The sequence below is a fragment of the Rhodococcus sp. HNM0563 genome, assembly GCF_012726195.1.
Taxonomy (GTDB): domain Bacteria; phylum Actinomycetota; class Actinomycetes; order Mycobacteriales; family Mycobacteriaceae; genus Rhodococcus.
In genome coordinates, this window is the sequence record NZ_JAASAF010000002.1 from 481864 (window position 1) to 501510 (window position 19647).

16 protein-coding genes are annotated in these 19647 nt (G+C 65.1%); 8 read left to right on the plus strand and 8 right to left on the minus strand.

Features of this window, described 5'->3' with window-relative positions:
- Positions 1–20 precede the first annotated feature (20 nt).
- From HCA61_RS06000 to HCA61_RS06015, 4 genes are all read right to left on the minus strand, one after another.
- A complete protein-coding gene (locus HCA61_RS06000; protein ID WP_169687244.1) occupies positions 21–929 on the minus strand; it encodes an IS5 family transposase in 909 nt (302 codons plus the stop codon).
- A 126-nt stretch (positions 930–1055) separates the two neighbouring features.
- Positions 1056–2363 (minus strand): RNA polymerase sigma factor, encoded by a 1308-nt coding sequence (locus HCA61_RS06005; protein WP_169687245.1) that lies wholly within the window; start codon positions 2361–2363, stop codon positions 1056–1058.
- Positions 2364–2378: 15 nt separating this feature from the next.
- On the minus strand, positions 2379–2810 hold the full coding sequence (locus HCA61_RS06010; RefSeq protein ID WP_169687246.1) for a YciI family protein: 432 nt from the start codon (positions 2808–2810) through the stop codon (positions 2379–2381).
- A 113-nt stretch (positions 2811–2923) separates the two neighbouring features.
- Entirely contained in the window at positions 2924–4504 is a 1581-nt protein-coding gene (locus HCA61_RS06015) for a hypothetical protein (RefSeq protein WP_169687247.1), read from the minus strand.
- 98 nt (positions 4505–4602) lie between these two features.
- Between HCA61_RS06015 and HCA61_RS06020 the strand changes: the two genes are divergently transcribed.
- The 4 genes from HCA61_RS06020 (at position 4603) to aroD (ending at position 8115) form a co-directional block, all read left to right on the plus strand.
- Positions 4603–4926 (plus strand): hypothetical protein, encoded by a 324-nt coding sequence (locus tag HCA61_RS06020; RefSeq protein ID WP_169687248.1) that lies wholly within the window; start codon positions 4603–4605, stop codon positions 4924–4926.
- Positions 4927–5018: 92 nt separating this feature from the next.
- On the plus strand, positions 5019–5633 hold the full coding sequence (locus tag HCA61_RS06025) for a TetR family transcriptional regulator (protein WP_169687249.1): 615 nt from the start codon (positions 5019–5021) through the stop codon (positions 5631–5633).
- Positions 5630–7282 carry an MDR family MFS transporter gene (locus tag HCA61_RS06030; protein WP_169687250.1) on the plus strand — a complete coding sequence of 551 codons (1653 nt, stop codon included), beginning with the start codon at positions 5630–5632 and terminating at the stop codon, positions 7280–7282. Before HCA61_RS06025 ends, HCA61_RS06030 begins: the two co-directional genes overlap by 4 nt.
- A 62-nt stretch (positions 7283–7344) precedes the next feature.
- The gene (aroD, locus tag HCA61_RS06035; RefSeq protein WP_169687251.1) at positions 7345–8115 is read left to right on the plus strand and encodes a type I 3-dehydroquinate dehydratase; all 771 of its coding nucleotides are present in this window, start codon (positions 7345–7347) and stop codon (positions 8113–8115) included.
- Positions 8116–8133: 18 nt separating this feature from the next.
- Here the strand turns inward: aroD and HCA61_RS06040 are convergent, their stop codons facing one another.
- Entirely contained in the window at positions 8134–9042 is a 909-nt protein-coding gene (locus HCA61_RS06040; RefSeq protein WP_240958968.1) for an alpha/beta hydrolase, read from the minus strand.
- Positions 9043–9202: 160 nt separating this feature from the next.
- On the opposite strand from HCA61_RS06040, the gene HCA61_RS06045 reads away from it, so the two are divergent.
- On the plus strand, positions 9203–10549 hold the full coding sequence (locus HCA61_RS06045; RefSeq protein ID WP_169687464.1) for a cytochrome P450: 1347 nt from the start codon (positions 9203–9205) through the stop codon (positions 10547–10549).
- A gap of 20 nt (positions 10550–10569) precedes the next feature.
- The gene (locus tag HCA61_RS06050) at positions 10570–12678 is read left to right on the plus strand and encodes a thiamine pyrophosphate-dependent enzyme (protein ID WP_169687253.1); all 2109 of its coding nucleotides are present in this window, start codon (positions 10570–10572) and stop codon (positions 12676–12678) included.
- A gap of 108 nt (positions 12679–12786) precedes the next feature.
- Here the strand turns inward: HCA61_RS06050 and HCA61_RS06055 are convergent, their stop codons facing one another.
- The 3 genes from HCA61_RS06055 to HCA61_RS06065 all read right to left on the minus strand — a co-directional run bounded on the left by HCA61_RS06055 (position 12787) and on the right by HCA61_RS06065 (position 16936).
- Positions 12787–15024 carry an NADP-dependent isocitrate dehydrogenase gene (locus tag HCA61_RS06055; protein ID WP_169687254.1) on the minus strand — a complete coding sequence of 746 codons (2238 nt, stop codon included), beginning with the start codon at positions 15022–15024 and terminating at the stop codon, positions 12787–12789.
- Positions 15025–15184: 160 nt separating this feature from the next.
- Positions 15185–15910 (minus strand): HNH endonuclease family protein, encoded by a 726-nt coding sequence (locus tag HCA61_RS06060; RefSeq protein ID WP_169687255.1) that lies wholly within the window; start codon positions 15908–15910, stop codon positions 15185–15187.
- 3 nt (positions 15911–15913) lie between these two features.
- The gene (locus HCA61_RS06065) at positions 15914–16936 is read right to left on the minus strand and encodes a beta-ketoacyl-ACP synthase III (RefSeq protein ID WP_169687256.1); all 1023 of its coding nucleotides are present in this window, start codon (positions 16934–16936) and stop codon (positions 15914–15916) included.
- A 153-nt stretch (positions 16937–17089) separates the two neighbouring features.
- Here HCA61_RS06065 and HCA61_RS06070 point away from each other — a divergent pair, with 153 nt between their 5' ends.
- Both HCA61_RS06070 and HCA61_RS06075 read left to right on the plus strand, forming a co-directional pair.
- On the plus strand, positions 17090–17698 hold the full coding sequence (locus tag HCA61_RS06070; RefSeq protein ID WP_169687257.1) for a class I SAM-dependent methyltransferase: 609 nt from the start codon (positions 17090–17092) through the stop codon (positions 17696–17698).
- A 95-nt stretch (positions 17699–17793) separates the two neighbouring features.
- Positions 17794–19629, plus strand: a complete 1836-nt coding sequence (locus HCA61_RS06075) for an acyl-CoA dehydrogenase (protein WP_169687258.1) — start codon at positions 17794–17796, stop codon at positions 19627–19629.
- Positions 19630–19647 lie beyond the last annotated feature (18 nt).

Consider the following 19647-nt stretch of genomic DNA (forward strand, 5'->3'; position numbering starts at 1 on the left):
GCGGCACACTAGGCCGTGTTTCAAAAGGTGGCTGATCGCAGCCACAGATTGATAGCGGCGATACGCACGGTGGCGGTGTAGCGGACCGCGAGTCTGTCGTATCGCGTTGCCACAGCACGGTTCTGCTTGAGCAGGTTGATGCCGCACTCGACGGCGTGGCGCTGCTTGTAGTGCTCGGCGTCGAAGACGGGTGGGCGACCACCGGACGAGCCCTTCTTCTTCCGATTCGCAACCTGGTCGGTCTTGGTCGGGATCGTCGCCCTGATTCCTCGCGTGCGCAGGTAGGCGCGGTTGGCGGCACTGCTGTACGCCTTATCCGCCAGGACCGCATCAGGACGGCGGCGCGGTCGACCACGACCGCGCCGCGGCACCCGAATCGCGTCGAGCACGGCCTCGAACTGCGGACTGTCACCGCACTGACCTGCAGTGACGATGAGTGAAAGGACCTTGCGGCCCTGCTCGCATGCCAGATGCATCTTGGTTGTCCAACCGCCGCGTGAACGTCCCAACGCATGATCATCGGGCTCGGTGTCGACACCGCCCGGTGGCTCGGCCTGCTGATCACCGTCTGTGCGGGCACCGGCTGCGTGCTGGTGTGCCCGGGCGATGGTCGAATCGACGCTGACATCCCACACGATCGCGCCGGCCGCGTCGGCGAGCGCCTGCACTCGGGTGAGCATCTGCGCCCACACCCCTGCGCGTTGCCAGCGCCGGAACAGTCCGTACACCGTCTGCCACGGTCCGTATCGGTCCGGAATGTCCCGCCACGGGCATCCTGTGCGGATGCGCCACCGGATCCCGTCGATGAGCTGGCGTTTCGTCCACTTCGGCGGCCGGCCCGCCTTCTTTCCGCGAGGCAGCAACGGCTCCAACCGCGCCCACTGCGCGTCGGTCAGATCCGCCCGCCCCGGTACCGCTACGCTGGGCACGAGGTCTCCGGTATTCAGGTTTGTCTTGGTCGATTAACCCTCTACCGGAGACCTCGCTCATTCAGTTGTCATGACACGCCAGACGGGGCAGTGAATCCCTCGGCAGATCCACATTTGAAACACGGCCTAGTAGCTACCTCCACCTGGCGACCCGGACCCGAGCGACCTCAGGTCCAGATCATCCACCTTCGCCAGGAGCACGGCGCGTTCGCGCTCGTTCCCCGTTGCCTCGGCCGCAGCGAGCAGTTCTGCCCTGGCCTCCGTAGTCCTCCCCAGCTGTGCGAGAAGATCCCCCCGCACGCTCGGAAGCAGGTGATATCCAGCAAGTTTCCCCGACGCAACTATCTTGTCGACGTACTCGAGCGCGGGCCCCGGCCCGTACGCCATCGAGACCGCCGCCGCATGGTTGAGATCCACCACCGGCGACGGCGCCAGACGCTGCAGCGCCTCGTACAGCAGCACGATCCGTTTCCAGTCGGTCTCCGAGAATTCTGCCGCGCGCGCGTGGCATTCCGCGATCGCCGCCTGCAGGCCGTAGGGTCCGCGACCACGACCGATCGCATCGGCGCGGTCCAATGCCGCGAGACCGCGGGTGATCTGCCCGCGGTCCCACTTGGTGCGGTCCTGATCTGCCAGCAGAATCGGTTCCCCCGACGCCGTGGTTCGTGCGGGGAACCGCGATGCGGTGAGCTCCATCAGCGCGACCAGTCCGTGGGCTTCCGGCTCGCTCGGGACGAGCTCGGCAAGGATCCTGCCGATCCGCAACGCCTCCGCGCTGATGTCCGGACGGAGCCATTCGTCGCCCGAGCTGGCCGCGTATCCCTCGTTGAACACCAGATACAGCACGCCGAGCACCGCCGAGAGTCGAGTCGCGAATTCGTCACGTCCCGGCACCTCGAACGCGGCCTTCGCGGCCGTGAGTGTCTTCTTCGCGCGGACGATCCGCTGCTGCACCGTCGACGTCGGTGTCAGGAACGCGCTACCGATCTGTTCGGTCGTCAAACCGCCGACGAGACGAAGCGTCAATGCCACTTGCGCTTTCCGTCCCAGTACCGGGTGGCACGTCATGAACATCAGGCGCAGGACGTCGTCGTCGATCCGATCGGGATCCCACGACGGATCGTCGAAGTGCGACGCATCGTTCTCGAGTTCCCGCGCCATGTGCGCGTGGCGTTCGTCGAGACGTTCCTGTCGTCTCCACGTGTCGATGGCGCGACGAGTGGCGACGGAGGTCAACCACGCGGCCGGGTTACGTGGCACTCCCGCGGCGGGCCACTGCTCGATTGCTTCGAGCAGGGCCTGCCCCGCGAGATCCTCGGCGAGATCGAGATCCCCGACCTTGCGGGTGAGAGTCGCGATGATCTTCGCCGATTCGATCCGCCACACCGCGTCCACCGCACGTCGTGCGCGAAGCGTCGCCTCATCCGCCATCATTCGGCCGGTCGTCACTCAGCCGACGACCGGGCGATCGGTGCCGAGTTCCTCGCGCCAGACGTGCTCCTTCTGGACGTACTCGTTGTCCTGGTCGAACTCCGCGGTCTCGTGCACTCGACGTACCTCGAGCTTGCTGCCCGGACCGAGGGGACACCGCTTCGCCCACTCGGCAGCTTCCTCCTTGGTGGAGGTCTGGATGAGCCAGAATCCGTTGAACAGTTCTTTCGTCTCACCGTAGGGACCGTCGGTGACGAGCGGTGTCTCGGAGTCGAAATCGACGACGAAGCCCTCCTCCGCCTCGGTGAGCCCTTCACCACCGAGCAGGACGCCTGCCTTGATGAGCGACTCGTTGTACCGGCCCATCGCGTTGATGATCTCGGTGAAATCCATGTTCTTCGACGCCTCGATGGCGGCGTCGGTGTCGCGCATGATCAGCATGTACTTCATGAGAATCTCCCTCGTTCCGTGAATCCCCGGGCCCGCGTTTCGGTCCCTATACCTACACGTCGAACAACGCAGACACCGATCGACACGACAGCGAATAAACTTCGAGAAAGTTTTCAGGGCACGGACACACCACCGCGGAGAAGGTGGCGGAACACGTCGAGAATCTCGTCTGCCCACCCGAGGATCGACAGCGCGCTGTCGATGTTCTGCGGCGGACTCTGCACCAGCGAGTCCTGACGAATGAGGCGTTCGAAATCGACCGCCGCGTCGGTGCGCACCGCCCCGTTCGGATGGCGGAACTCGACTCCGGCGCGAACCATGATGGAGACGATCTCCTGCGCGAGGATTCCGTACCCGACGGTGGTGGGGTGGACGCCGTCGAGTGAGAACAACCCACCGGTCGCTCGCCCGCCTTTCCCGTCGGCGGTGAGGAAACGGGTGTCGGGCACAGGGTCGAGCGCCGCGAGGACCGGGGGAAGCGGGTACGGCGTCCACCAGGCGGGCCGAGCCTGCAGGTCGTCGTGATAGCGGCGGGCGGCGAGACGTTCGAGGACACCCGCGACATCCAGCAGGTACCAATCGCGCCCACCTCGTCGCGCATCGGCAACAGCCCGCTGAATGGTGTTGTTGTAGTGGTCGATCGCGGTGTCGACCGCCCATGCTTGTTCGCCGGTGATGTGTTCGTCGCGTGCCGCGTCGAAGTGTTTCTCGTCGATCCACGGGCGCGTGTAGTAGGTGAAGTAACGTGAGCCGCTCTTGCCGCCGAGGCCCCGTGCGATCGGCGCGATCGTCACGTGCGGAATCGTGCAGAGGATGACGTGTCGCGCGGAGATGCGGCGCACCTGCTCGACGACCGCCGCGAACTCGGCGTCGAAATGCTCGGGACGCCAGATCGTGTAGGAGTTCTTGCGGTCGAGGTCCTTGTAATCGGCGTCGCTCCACGCGACACGCAGTTCGGTGACGGTACCCAGAGCGTTGTTGGAACCGAGGAAGACGACGAGTGTTTCGATACCGCTGTCGGTGTCGTCGCCGTGGTCGTCACCGAGGGCTGTGGCAGCATCGAACAACGTCATCGATTCTTGCTCGGACGCCCAGTGCGGGTAGACCCGCATCGCGGCGCGGTCACCGTTGTTCTCCACGATCTCGTCGAGGAAGCTGTCGCTGGGTGTCGCGATGCGGGCTGCACAGTAGGCTGCGGTTTTCTCGAGGGCGTCGCGCAGATCCCACCCGTAGCACGACAGATTGTCGTTGTAGGTGCCGATGACCGGCGCGATCGCACCCGGACCGCGTTCCCAGTAGTCCTCGACCTCGTCCATGAAACTACGCAGTGTGAACAGTGCTGGCGGAATCTCCCACGGCTTCAACTGCGGGCCGTAACGTTCTTCGAGGCGGCGCAACATGAGTTCGATGTTCAGCGGCAGCCCGCCCGGTCCGCCGTATCGCGGGTATCGGAAGGTGTCGAGGACTCCGAGTTCGTATGCCACGATCGCGGGCACCGACACCTCGGTCCGGTAGACGGCACCGCTCTGGAATCCTTGTAGAAGCGAGTCGCCGATCGCCACGAACTTGTGCGGCGGCGTGCCATGGAATGCGCCGCTCACCGACACTCCGACGGTGGGATCGAATTCGGGCACACGCGGCGGTTCGGTTGCCTGCGAGACAACCTCTTTCGGTGTTCCCTCGGGAAACCCCACACCACGAGCGTGAGCGGTCCAGCGGGCTGTGTCAACGGTCGGTGGGCGGATCGAGGCGCCGACGACGGATCATGGTGAAGGACACAGGAGGTGCAGACATGAACGACGCCGACTTCGCCCACACCGATCGGGCGGAGAAGAATCGTCGGGACAAGGCGCTGGGGCTCGCGCGGTTCGCGTGGCATCGGGGTATCACCGGCGCCGACCTGCTCGCGATGACCGACGACAACCGCCGCAGGTTGGCCCGTGCCGCCGAGGCGCATCCGCCGCGCTCGATGGAGACGTGGACACTGGTGGCGGCGTTGCTCGACGAGAAAGCCGCGTGGGCTCGGACGCATGCGGATCATCCGTCGGCGGCACGCGACCATCTCGACGAACGGATCATGTGGGTCAAGCCTCCGACCCGGTCGTGGTTCACCTGATGTCCGCTTTTTGCACTCCATAGCAAGTGAGTGCAAAATTGCACCCTGTGAGCGAAGGTGCAACATTGACGAGCGGTCCGCGGAGCCCGCGTATGCAACGGACCTACGACGCCCTCGTCTCACACGCACGCGCACTCACGGCCGACCGAGGTCTTTCGGGGTTCACGGTCGAGGAACTCTGCGATCACGTCGGTATCTCACGGCGCACCTTCTTCAACTATTTCCCCACCAAAGAAGACGCCGTCTTCGGCGAACACGAAGTGGGATTCCCCGAGGAGGAGCAGGACCGCTTCGTCGCACGCGGGGCAGGCGATCACACCGGATTGTCCCCGACCCTGCTCAGTGACATCACCCGGCTCGTACTCACCCGCGCCCGCCACAACGACTTCACCCGGCAAAGACACCAGCTGTTCCGGGACATCGTCCGCACCGAGCCGCAACTGCTGGCCAAGCTCCTGGCCGTCAGCGAAACGCAGCAGCGCGAGTTCGCACTTCTCGTGGCCCGGAGAGAAGGCCTCCTGCCAGACGATCCGCTCCCCCGCGCGATCGTGGGCGTCACCCTCTCACTCACCTTCAATACCGTCGACGAATTCTTCAGCGACGACAACACCCGATCTTTCGAAGAACTGCTGTTACACAACATCTCCATTGCCGCACAGCTCTTCGGACAACCGCTCGACCTCGCCGATTCGACAGGAACCCCGTGACCACCACCACCGACGAACCATTGGTTCTGACCCAGAGACGCATCTGGATCATCTTCAGCGCGCTGATCGCCGGCATGCTCCTGGCGAGCCTCGACCAGACCATCGTCTCCACCGCGATGCCGACGATCGTCGGTCAACTCGGCGGAGTCGAGCACCAGGCGTGGATCACCACCGCGTATCTGCTCGCCACCACGATCGTCATGCCCGTATACGGCAAGCTCGGCGACGTCTTCGGTCGCCGCCACCTGTTCCTCATTGCGATCGCGGTCTTCACACTCGCCTCGGTGGGTTGCGCGTTCACCGACGACTTCTGGACCTTCGTGGTGTTCCGCGCCATGCAGGGGCTCGGTGGCGGCGGTCTGATGATCCTGTCGCAGGCGATCATCGCCGACATCGTTCCGGCGAGCGAACGCGGCAAGTACATGGGCCCCCTCGGCGCGATCTTCGGTCTCGCCGCTGTCGGCGGACCACTGCTCGGCGGGTTCTTCGTCGACCATCTGTCATGGGAGTGGTGCTTCTACATCAACATCCCGATCGGCATCATCGCGTTCCTCATCTCGTGGTTCATGCTCACTCTGCCTGTCAAGAAGCCCACCAAGAAGATCGACATTCCCGGTATCGTGGCGCTCTCCGTCGCGACGACCTGCTTGATCTTCTTCACCGACTTCGGCGGCAGCGCAGATCGAGGCTGGACCGATCCGATGACGTGGATGTTCGGGGCCGGCCTCGTCATCGCCGTGTGCCTGTTCGTGCTCATCGAGTCGCGCGCAGAAGACCCGATCATCCCGCTGTCGCTGTTCCGCAACTCGATCTTCGTCAACGCCACGGCGATCGGATTCGTCATCGGCCTCGGCATGTTCGCGGCGCTCGCATTCATGCCGACGTTCCTGCAGATGTCGTCCGGTACCTCTGCGGCGGTGTCAGGCCTGCTGTTGCTTCCGATGATGGGAGGCATGATGCTGACGACCATCGCGTCGGGTCTCGCGATCACGAAGACTCAGCGATACAAGATCTATCCGATCGTCGGCACCGCGGTCATGGTGGGCGGGATGCTGTGGCTGACGACCCTGCAGGGCAACACCCCGCTGTGGGTCGTGTGCGCAATGCTCTTCGTCTTCGGCGTCGGCCTGGGCCTGGTCATGCAGGTCGTGGTGCTCGTCGTGCAGAACGCCGTGCCCGTCGACGAGATCGGCACCGCCACCAGCACCAACAACTACTTCCGCGAGGTGGGCGGCGCGCTGGGTGTCGCGATCTTCGGCACGATCTTCACCAACAAGCTCGCGGAGAACCTGACCACAGTGTTCACCGAGGCCGGCGCCGACCCCGAGCAGGCAGGTCAGGCCACCGCAACGCTCGACCCCGCGATCATGAAACAGCTTCCCGAGCCGATCAGGGACGGCATCGTCAGCGCCTACGCCGACTCGCTGGCACCCGTGTTCTGGTACCTGGTGCCGTTCCTGGTCATCGCGTTCCTGCTCGCGTGGCTCATCAAGGAGATCCCGCTGTCCGACGAGGCGGGCATGATCGCGCGCGGGGAGGCCGTGGCCGACCCGAACAAGGTCCATGCCCCCGGTGCTGCGGCGGAAACCGTGCACACCGAGGTTGCGCGGACCGCCCACGACACGGATGTGCAGGAGCGCAGACCCTGACGTCCCGGTTGCCTGCGGCCGAACTAGGCTTCCGTCACAGGCAACCAGCGCAGGAGTCGATGATGGGTGAAGCGATCACACCGGTCCGTGTCAAAGGTGTGACGATCGGCGAAGGCACCCCCAAGGTGTTCGTGCCGATCACCGGATCCGCCCCCGATGCGCTCCGCGGCCAGGTCGACGCCCTCACCGGCCGCACCGACCTCGTCGAGTGGCGTGTCGACTTCTTCACCGCTTTCGAAGATCCGGATGCCGTCGTCGCGCAGGCACGTGCCCTCGCCGAACAACTCGACGGCATGCCGCTGCTGGCGACGTTCCGCACCGCGCACGAGGGTGGTGAGGCCGCGATCAGCGACGACGATTACTCGGCACTGAATGTCGCGCTCGCGGCGTCGGGGGCGGTCGATCTCGTCGACGTCGAGTATCGCCGCGACCCTGCCGCCGTGCGACGGGTCATCGAGGCCGCCCACGCGCGCGGTGTCGCGGTGGTCGCGTCGAACCACGACTTCGACGGCACCCCCGAGCGCGACGACATCGTCGCGCGACTGTGCGCAATGCAGGATCTGGGCGCCGACATCTGCAAGATGGCGGTGATGCCGACGTCCACCGCGGATGTCCTGACGCTGCTCGACGCCACCCGGCTCATGCACGAAAAGCACGCGAACCGCCCGATCATCACCATGTCGATGGGTGGGCTCGGCGTGATCTCACGGCTGGCGGGTCAAGTGTTCGGGTCGGCCGCGACGTTCGGGATGGTGGGGACGCCGTCAGCGCCCGGGCAGGTCGATGCCACCGAACTGAAGGCGGTGCTCGCTCTGCTCGATCGGTCGCGGTAGGGCGGGCGACGCAGCGGATCAGTGCTCGGCGGCGTCCCACAGTTTCAGCACGGTCGTGAGGATCTCCTCCGACGCACCGAGCCCACCGAGATGACTCTCGCCGGGCAGATGATGGAACTCGGCATCGGGCAGCAGATCCACCATGTGCAGACCGTGCTCGAAGGGGATTATGTGGTCTGTGTCGCCGTGCCACCACCGCACCGGAGCCTTCACGTCGGGCACCCGGAAGCCCCAGTCACGGGTGAACGCGACGATGTCGGCGAAGGGTGCCGCCATCTGCTTCCGACTGCCGTTGAGCAGGTCGTCGAGGAACATCGCCTTGAACTCGGGGCGTGCCAGTAACCGTCGATCGGCTTCCGGCGACAGCCGCCCGTACAGGTCGATGATCGGCGACGCGAACGGTCTGACAACGCGGATCGCGGCGCTCGTCGCCGCGCCGATGGGCACCCCGCCCCTCGCAAGCAGGGGCGCGAGGAGGGAGCCGAGTTGCATCAGACCACCCGACATCGCGTCGGGACCGACGACCGGCGCGACCCCGCCGAGCACCGCGACCCCGACGACACGTTCGGGCATCGCGTAGGCCGACGCGAGTGTGTAGGGGCCACCGCCGGAGAGACCGACGATGCCCATGCGGTCGACACCGAGGGTGTCGGCGACGATCCGGAGGTCGTCGGCGAACGAGAGCACGCGGTCGTAGGTGTGGGGTGTCGACGAGCCGATTCCGGGACGATCCAACCCGATCAGCCGTACGTTCTCCCGTTCGGCGTATGCCCTGGCCTCGATCGGAATCTGCCTGCGTGCACCCGGGGTGCCGTGTAGCCAGAACACGGCACGGCCCTGCGGGGACCCGAATTCTGCGAAGCCGAGCCTGCGTCCTCCCCCAACCGCGACGGTGCCTTCCAGCTTCGGACGTGCGACGTCGACCATGCCGGTCAGCATGTCATGTGCCCTGCATCACGGATGCGACGGGGCGCGCCTGTCGCTCGTGCTGCATCTCCGATGGCGAGCAAATGCCCTCAGGTAGATGTGATTCGAGTTACAGTTATCTGACAACATGCTATGTCAGATGCCAACCGTGGAGTCGACCGTGACCAAGACGCTTGCCCCCGCACCTCCCGGCCTCACGCCCGTCCCCGGCGACAAAGGACTGCCGTACATCGGGTACGCCCTCGACTACATGCGCAACCCGCTGAAGGCGTACGACAAGCGCTACCGCGAGCACGGGCCCGTGTCGTGGTTCCACTTCGCAGGCAACCCGTGGGTCGTGCTCCTCGGGCCCGACGCGTGCGGCGCCGCTCTCCAGAACCGCGACCGCGCGCTCGTCAACGGTGCCGGATGGCGCGTGCTCATCGGACCATTCTTCGACCGGGGTCTGATGCTGCTCGACGGCGACGAACACACCGCGCACCGACGGATCATGTCGCAGGCCTTCACTCGCGACCGCATCGCCCGGTACACCGAGGCGATGCACCCGGCAATCGAGAAGACACTCGACACCTGGACACCCCGAGAGGACTTCCGCGCCTATCCCGCCATCAAAGAACTCACTCTCGGCCTCGCCACGTCGATCTTCATGGGCGGCGCCGAAGGCTCGTCGGCCCGCGAGATGGACGAGGTCAACAAGGCATTCATCGGGTGTGTCCAGGCATCGACGGCCATCGTGCGTTATGCGCTGCCCGGCAGCCGGTGGCGGCGAGGGGTCCAGGGCCGCGCACGACTCGAAGAGTTCTTCCGACGCTACCTGCCCGCGCGGCGCACAGATGCGGGCGACGATCTGTTCTCGGTGCTGTGCCACGTCGAATCCGAAGACGGAGAACGGTTCTCGGACGACGACGTCGTCAACCACATGATCTTTCTGATGATGGCGGCGCACGACACGTCGACGATCACCTTGTCGACCGCACTGCAATATCTCGGTCAGTTCCCGCAGTGGCAGCAGGCGTGCCGCGACGAGTCGGAAGCCCTCGGCACGAGGACCCCGACATTCGAGCAACTCGACCAGCTCACCACGCTCGATCTCGTCATCAAGGAATGTCAGCGTCTCGTCACCCCCGTGCCCGGCATCGTGCGCCGCGCGGTCGCCGACACCGAGATCCTCGGACATTTCATTCCGAAGGGCACGCTGATGAACGTCGGCCTGCACTACAGCCACCACATGCCCGACCTGTGGCCCGATCCCGAACACTTCGACCCGGGACGGTTCTCCCCGGAGCGCCGCGAGGATCGCGTACACAAGTACGCGTGGTCGCCGTTCGGCGGGGGCGCCCACCGCTGCCTCGGCATGCATTTCTCCGGAGCCGAGATCAAAACGGTGCTGCATCACCTGTTGTTGCGCTACCGATGGCATGTGCCCGCCGATTACGTCGCGCCGATGAACTTCACGTCGTTGCCCTTCCCGAACGACGGTCAGCCGATCGACCTCCGGGTGCGCTGACACCGGGGTAGAACGGAGATATGACGGCGGAGGCGCTCGACGACCACTTCCTCACGGCGATCCGGGCCCACCGGACGCGAGCACCCGACCGCAGGATCGACGACGCACTGGTGCTCGACTTCTTCGACGCGCAACTGCAGTCGCGTCACCTCGACTTCGCGGCACGCGAGATGCAGCGCCGCGGCGAAGGTTTCTACACGATAGGTTCCGCGGGGCATGAATCGAATGCTGCGCTCGGCCTGCTCACCCGCCTCACCGACCCCGCTCTGCTGCACTACCGTTCGGGTGGCTTCTACGCTGCGCGAGCGTCGCGCAAAGCAGGGACGACACCGATCCGCGACGTGCTCGCGGGGTGCGCCGCATCCACTCTCGATCCGATCTCCGCGGGACGGCACAAGGTGTTCGGCAATCCCTCGCTGAGCATCCTGCCGCAGACCTCGACGATCGCGTCGCATCTGCCGCGTTCCCTCGGCCTCGCGCTGGCACTGGGACGCGTGCAGAAACTCGGCCTCGGCTGCCCCTGGCCGACGGACTCGGTGGTGGTGTGCAGTTTCGGCGACGCGTCGGCGAACCACTCGACGGCGACGGGGGCAGTCAATGCCGCCGCGTACTGCACGTATCGCGGCCTGCCGGTGCCGCTGCTGCTGGTGTGCGAGGACAACGGCCTCGGAATCAGCGTGCGCAGCCCCGACGGATGGATCGAGCGAGCGCTCTCGCGGTATCCGGGCATCGAGTACCGCGCGGTCGACGGCGCCGACGCGGTCTCCACACTCGTCACCGTCGGCGAACTCGTCGAGCAGGTCCGCGCGACACGCTCCCCCGCGATCCTGCACCTGAAAACGGTGCGGTTCCTCGGCCATGCCGGATCGGACGTCGAAAGCGCCTACCGCAGTCGCGACGAGATCGTCGCCGACTACGCACGCGACCCGCTACTCGCGACCGCCGCCGAACTCATCGCCCGGGATCTCTTCACCTCCGACGAGATCGTAGAACGCTACGAATCGGTGCGCGCCGAGGTTGCCGAGGTCGCCGACACACTGCACCATCCCCCGCGCCTCGAATCCGCAGCACAGGTGATGCGGCCGCTGCACATCCACGGGCGGGGGCACACGGTCGACGACCCGCACCCGCTGCCACCGGAACCGCTCACGCTCGCACAGTCCGTCAATCGCACTCTCGGACACATCCTCGAGGAACACCCGCAGGCATGCGTGTTCGGTGAGGATGTGGGTACCAAGGGCGGTGTGTACGGGGTGACACGCGGTATGCAGGAGCATTTCGGTGCGGTCCGGGTGTTCGACACATTGCTCGACGAACAGACGATCCTGGGCACCGCACTCGGGTTCGCGGTGGCCGGGATGCTCCCGATCCCCGAAATCCAGTATCTCGCCTATCTACACAATGCAGAGGATCAGCTACGCGGCGAGGCAGCAACCCTGAAATTCTTCTCCGACAGCTGTTTCGGAAATCCGATGGTGGTGCGTATCGCCGGTCTGCCGTATCAGCGCGGATTCGGCGGCCACTTCCACAACGACAATTCCGTCGCGGCGCTGCGCGACATTCCGGGCCTGGTTCTCGCGGTTCCGTCCGATCCCGCGACGGCGGGCGGGCTGCTGCGCGCCTGTATCTCCTTGGCTCGCACAGAAGATCGCGTGTGCGTGTTCGTCGAACCGATTGCGCTCTACCATCAGCGCGACCTGTACGACGAGAACGACGGACTGTGGCAGCAGTTCCCCGACCCCGCACCGATCGCGCCGGGCACGGTGCGGACCTACGGTGATGGCCGGGTCGTCCTGGTGGTGACATTCGGCAACGGTGTGCGGATGAGCCTGCGCGCCGCACGCCGCACGCCGCGGATCTGCGTGACGGTACTCGATCTTCAGTGGCTTGCGCCGCTGCCTCTGACAGCGCTCACCGAGCACGCGATGCGGTTCCCGCGAGTCCTGGTCGTCGACGAGACGCGTCGCAGTGGATCGGTCTCGGAATCGGTGATCGCGGCGCTCATCGACGCGCGCTATCCCGGAAAGATCACCCGCGTCACGAGCCGCGACAGTTTCGTGCCGCTGGGTCCGGCGGCTACACATGTGCTGCTGTCGGAGGACGAGATCGTCGACGCGCTTCTCGATTGATCGCGGCCCGGCTCGGGAGGCAACCGGTAGCGGCCCTGAACGAAAGACACCCATCGCGGACTGCGAAAGGTCCGCAATGGGTGTCACAGTTCGTTCTGCCGGAGGAGATCAGACCTGCACGGACGCCAGCGCGTCGTTGAGGGTCTTGCTCGGCCGCATCACAGAGTCTGCCTTCTCACGGTCGAGCTGGTAGTAACCACCGATGTCGACCGGGGAACCCTGTACCTCGAGGAGCTCGCGCACGATGGTGTCCTCGTTCTCGGCCAAGGTCCGGGCGAGCGGAGCGAAGCGCTCCGCGAGCTCCTTGTCCTCGGTCTGCGCAGCGAGTTCCTGTGCCCAGTACAGCGCGAGGTAGTACTGGCTGCCCCGGTTGTCGAGCTCGCCGGTCTTGCGGGACGGGTTCTTGTTCTCGTCCAGCAGCTTGCCGGTCGCGGCGTCGAGTGCGTCCGCCAGGATCTTGGCGTGCTCGTTGTCGTTCTTGATGCCGAGGTCTTCGAGGCTGACAGCAAGCGCCAGGAACTCACCGAGCGAATCCCAACGCAGGTGATTCTCCTCGACGAGCTGCTTGACGTGCTTGGGAGCCGAGCCGCCCGCGCCTGTCTCGTACATACCGCCGCCTGCCATCAGCGGGACGACGGACAGCATCTTCGCGCTGGTGCCGAGTTCCAGGATCGGGAACAGATCGGTGAGGTAGTCGCGCAGGATGTTGCCGGTCGCGGCGATGGTGTCCAGTCCACGGATCACCCGTTCCAGCGTGTACCGCATCGAGCGCACCTGCGACATGATCTGGATGTCGAGGCCCTCGGTGTCGTGGTCCTTCAGGTACAGCTCGACCTTCTTGATCAGCTCGTTCTCGTGCGGGCGGTACGGGTCGAGCCAGAACAGCACCGGCATGCCGGAGTTGCGTGCACGAGTGACCGCGAGCTTGACCCAGTCGCGGATCGGCGCGTCCTTGACGGTGCACATGCGCCAGATGTCGCCTGCCTCGACGTGCTGGGTGAGGAGCACCTCGCCGGTGTCGGCGTCCACGAAGTTGGCCTCGCCGTCCTCCGGGACCTCGAAGGTCTTGTCGTGCGAGCCGTACTCCTCGGCCTTCTGCGCCATGAGCCCGACGTTGGGGACGGTACCCATCGTGGTGGGGTCGAACGCACCGTTGGTCTTGCAGAAGTTGATGATCTCCTGGTAGATGCGCGCGAAGGTGGACTCCGGCATCACTGCCTTTGCGTCCTTCGGCCGGCCGTCGGCACCGTACATCTTGCCGCCCATACGGATCATCGCAGGCATCGAAGCATCGACGATGACATCGCTGGGCGAATGGAAGTTCGAGATGCCGTTGGCCGAGTCGACCATCGCCAACTCGGGACGGTGCTCGTGGCACTCGTGCAGGTCCTTGATGATCTCTTCACGCTGAGTGCTCGGCAGCGTCTCGATCTTGTCGTAGAGGTCGACGAGGCCGTTGTTGACGTTGACGCCCAGTTCGTCGAACAGTGCCTGGTGCTTGGCGAAGGCTTCCTTGTAGAAGACCTTCACTGCGTGACCGAAGACGATGGGGTGCGAGACCTTCATCATCGTTGCCTTGACGTGCAGGGAGAACATCACGCCGGTCTTGCGTGCATCCTCCATCTGCGCCTCGTAGAACTCGAGCAGGGCCTTCTTGCTCATGAACATGCTGTCCATGATGTCGCCCTCGCCGAGGCTCACCTCGGGCTTGAGAACGATGGTCTCGCCACCCTTGGTCACCAGCTCCATGCGGACCTTGCGTGCCTTGTCCAGCGTCATGGACTTCTCACCGTGGTAGAAGTCTCCGTGCTGCATGTGCGCGACGTGGCTGCGCGACGCCATCGACCACTCACCCATGCTGTGCGGGTGCTTGCGGGCGTATTCCTTCACCGCGCGGGGTGCACGCCGGTCGGAGTTGCCTTCACGCAGGACCGGGTTGACGGCGCTGCCGAGGATCTTGCCGTAGCGCTCGCGGATGTCGCGCTCTTCGTCGGTCTTGGGGTCTTCCGGGAAGTCCGGAATCGCGTATCCCTTGCCCTGCAGTTCCTTGATCGCGGCGAGGAGCTGCGGCACGGAGGCGCTGATGTTGGGCAGTTTGATGATGTTGGTTTCGGGCAGCTGCGTCAGACGTCCCAGCTCTGCAAGGGTGTCCGGAACGCGCTGCTCCTCGGTGAGGCGGTCGGGGAACGCGGCCAGGATCCGCGCCGACACCGAAATGTCGCTCGACTCGACCTCGATGCCCGCGGCACCGGCGAAGGTGCGCACGATGGGCAGGAAGGCGTGCGTCGCGAGTAGCGGCGCCTCGTCTGTCAACGTGTAGATGATCTTCGGTTTATCGGCGCTCATGGCGGTTCTCCCACGTCGTATCGGTCCGATTCCGAACAGCACCGGGTGTGGCCACCGGAATCGCGTCGCGTCTCAGGTTACGTGCGACACAACGATGATATTCAAGAGCCGTTGACGTGGTTCAGGGCCGTCTGCGCTCCCCCCCTTGCCGGCGACCGATTCAGCAGGCCGAAAGGACCCTCGACATCGCCTCGTGCTCGGCGGGCGTGACCCACAGCTTGTAGACGCTCTTGACCTCGATCTGCTGCGCCACGTAGTCGCAGTGGTAGCCCACATTGGGCGGGAGCCACTGTGCGGCGTCGGCGTCGCCCTTCGACTGGTTGGTCGGGCCGTCGACCGCGATCAGATTGCGGGGATCGTTGGCGAGATTGCGACGTTGCTGCTCATCGAGCTGCTGCGCGCCCGTCTTCCACGCGTTCGACAGCGCAACGACGTGATCGATCTGGACCTGCGACGAGGTGTCGCTACCGCGCCGGAAGAAGATCTCGTTGCCGGTGTACGGGTCGTGGAGTGTGCCCGTGCGCACGGTGCAGTCCTTGGTGGCAGGCTCGAGGGAGATGTGCACGAGGTCGCGTTTGAGGATGTCGTTGCGCGTGTCGCAGCCGTTCTTGCCGAACTCGACGGTGACGCTGTCGGTCCACGCGGAGCCGAACGCTTCCCGTTCGTAGCCGGACTGCGAGGCTGCATCACGCACCGGAAGCGCGGCGAGCGCCTGCAGCGCGGAGGAAGCACTGTAGGTCGAGGATGGACCTGGGCCACCCGGCGAGGTGACAGCCCCCGACGAGTCGGAGTCGTACGGTTCGAGAAGAACCATCGCCACGGAGACCACGACGAAACACAGCAACCAGAGCCACCGAGGGATCGATGGCTTCTTCTTACCGGCCATGGACTACTGGGCCAGTGGCGGCATCTTGACGACCTGGCCCGCGAAGGACAGACCTGCGCCGAAGGCGAGCAGCAGCGCGGTGGCGCCCGGCTCGACCTGCCCGGTGCGCAGCATCTTCTCCATGGCGAGCGGGATGGAGGCCGCCGAGGTGTTGCCGGTCTCGATGATGTCGTCGGCGACGGCCACACTGTCGGGCAGTTCGAGCTGACGGACGATGACGTCGTTGATCCGCAGGTTCGCCTGGTGCGGCACGAAGGCGTCGAGATCTGCGAGCGCGACACCTGCCTTGTCGGCGACCTGACGCACGTACTTGCTCATCTCGAAGGCGGCCCAGCGGAACACCGCGGTGCCCTCCATGATGATCCACGGACGCGGCTGGGTGGGGTTCTGTGCGAAGTCGACCCAGTCGGGTTCCTGCCGAATCGCGTTGCCCTGGGATCCGTCGGATCCCCACACGGTGGGGCCGATGCCCACTTCGTCGGACGCGCCGACGACCACGGCGCCCGCACCGTCACCGAAGATGAATCGTACGGAGCGGTCGGTGGGGTTGGTGGCGTCGCTCATCCGCTCGACGCCGACGACGAGCACGTTCGTCGCCGATCCCGCGCGGACCAGGTCGGATGCGACACCCAACGCGTAGCAGAAGCCTGCACAGCCTGCCTGGATATCGAGCGCCGCGGCGCCGTTCGTGCCGATCTTGTCGGCGACGAGCGCAGCGGCCTGCGGAGTCTGGAAACCGTAGGTGGAGCACGCGACGATCACGGTATCGATCTGCGCACCGGTCAGCTTCGCGGCCTCTAGAGCCTTCTCTGCGGCGGAGACCGACATCTCGACGATCGTTTCCTCGGGGTGCGCCTTCGCGAATCGACGCTCCTTGATGCCGGAGCGCGACTGGATCCACTCGTCGCTCGAATCGATCAGCCGGCAGATCTCCTCGTTCGTGACGACACGCTCCGGGCGGTGGACACCCAGCCCGAGCAGCACACTGTTCCGCAACGGCGCTGGAGCGGCGATCTGTGCACCCATCCCGAAAACTCCTCTACATCGTCGTGGCGCTGCTGCCCTAGCATCGCCGTCGGGACACGGTATCGCGGGTCGAGAAAACCGTCCGCGACACCCCCGGTTGGAACTCGTTCCAGTACAAGCGGGCCGAGGTCGCGGACGACTACCTTTCCCCTCATGGATGCACGTGAGTGGGATGAGAAGTATCAGGCTGCCGAACTGGTATGGGGGGCACCGCCGAACCCCGTCGTCGTCGAGTTCGCCACCGCTCTTCCGCATGGTCGCGCGCTCGACCTGGGGTGCGGCGAGGGCAGGCACTCCCTCTGGCTCGCGACGCGCGGCTGGGAAGTACTGGGTACGGATTTCTCCGAGGTGGCCCTCGACAAGGCACGGCAGGTCGCGACGCAGGCGCCGAAACGGTCGCGTGACCGCTTGCGGTACACAAAGTCGGATGTGACGCAGGGCTCATTCGAGGGCCCCTATGATCTGATCCTCGCCGCATTCCTGCACTTCCCTCCGGCGCAGCGCAGAACACTGATCGACAATGCGATCAATTCACTCGAACATGACGGAATCCTCATATTTCTGGGACATGACAGGACGAATATCGACGAGGGAGTCGGCGGGCCTCAGGACAGTGAAATCCTTTACACCCCAGCCGATATCGTCGAAGAAATCGACGGCAGGCTGGAAATCCGGGTAGCAGAACGGAGATTCCGAGAAACAGTTTCCGGAACTGCCATCGACGCACTCGTGGTTGCCCGTAAAATCGGCCTTGGCAGTTAGTTGCCTGGCGAGTAACATAGAGATGTTACCGACGAGTAATAAACTTGGGCGGTACTAGGCAGACACCGGACCGCACTGGGAGACAGAGCACAGACATGGGCCATTACAAGAGCAACCTCCGCGACCTCGAATTCAACCTCTTCGAGTTCCTGAAGATTCAGAAGGTCCTCGAAGCCGGCAAGTTCGGCGACCTCGACGAAGAGACCGCACGCGGCATCCTCACCGAGGTCAAAGCCCTCGCCGAGGGCCCGGCCGCCGAAGGTTTCGCCGACGCCGACCGCACCCCCCCGACCTTCGATCCCGACACCCACTCGGTATCCCTCCCCGAGCCGTTCAAGAAGGCCTTCCGCGCCTGGTGGGACGCCGGATACTGGTCCATGGGCATCCCCGAGGAAATCGGCGGCACCGAGTCGCCGCGCAGCCTCCTGTGGGCGGTCAACGAGATGATGCTGGGTGCGCAGCCCGCCGCCTTCATGTATGCGGCAGGCCCGGCATTCGCCGGCGTGCTCTTCGACAACGGCACCGACGAGCAGAAGAAGTGGGCGACCACCTGCGTCGAACGCGGCTGGGGCGCCACAATGGTCCTCACCGAACCCGACGCCGGCTCCGATGTGGGAGCGGGCCGCACCAAGGCCATCAAGCAGGACGACGGCTCCTGGCACATCGAGGGCGTCAAGCGGTTCATCACCTCGGCCGACTCCGACGACCTGTTCGAGAACATCTTCCACCTCGTGCTCGCGCGCCCCGAGGGCGCCGGACCGGGCACCAAGGGCCTGTCCCTGTTCTTCGTCCCGAAGACCCACTTCGACTTCGAGAAGAACGAGATGGGCGAACGCAACGGCGTGTTCGTCACCAACGTCGAACACAAGATGGGTCTCAAGGCCTCCGCGACCTGCGAGGTCACCTTCGGCGGCCACGGTGTTCCCGCCCAGGGCTGGCTCGTCGGCGAGGTCCACAACGGCATCGCGCAGATGTTCGACGTCATCGAACACGCCCGCATGATGGTGGGCACCAAGGCCATCGCGACGCTGTCGACCGGCTACCTCAACGCGCTCGACTACGCCAAGGAACGCATCCAGGGCGCCGACCTGACCCAGATGTCCGACAAGACCGCGCCGCGCGTGTCGATCATGCACCACCCGGACGTCCGCCGGTCGCTCGCCATGCAGAAGGCCTACTCGGAAGGCCTGCGCGCCGTGTACCTCTACACCGCCGCACATCAGGACGACGTCGTCGCCGAGCAGGTCTCGGGCGCCGATGCCGCGCTCGCACACCGCATCAACGACCTGCTCCTGCCGGTCGTCAAGGGCTGCGGCTCCGAGCGGGCCTACCAGTACCTCACTGATTCGCTCCAGACCTTCGGTGGTTCGGGCTTCCTGCAGGACTACCCGATCGAGCAGTACATCCGCGACGCGAAGATCGACTCCCTGTACGAGGGCACCACCGCGATCCAGGCGCAGGACTTCTTCTTCCGCAAGATCGCCCGCGACCGCGGCGTCGCTCTCGCACACGTGGCAGGGCAGGTCAAGAAGTTCCTCGATTCCGACACCGCCGACCAGCGCCTCAAGCCGGAGCGCGCGCTGCTGGCCACGGCACTCGAAGATGCACAGTCGATGGTCGCGACCCTCACCCAGTTCCTCATGGGCGCGCAGGAGCAGCCCACCGAGCTGTACAAGGTCGGTCTCGGCTCGGTCCGCTTCCTCGAGTCGTTCGGCGACCTGCTCATCGGCTGGCTGCTCCTCGAGCACGCCGAGGTCGCGCTCACCGCTCTCGACGCAGGACCGGACGCGAAGGACAAGGCGTTCTACGAGGGCAAGGTCGCAGCAGCATCGTTCTTCGCGAAGAACGTGCTGCCCACCCTGACCACGTCGCGAGGCATCATCACCGACGTCGACCTCGACATCATGGAGCTCGACGAAGCCGCGTTCTGATGACCGCGTAGATCGACA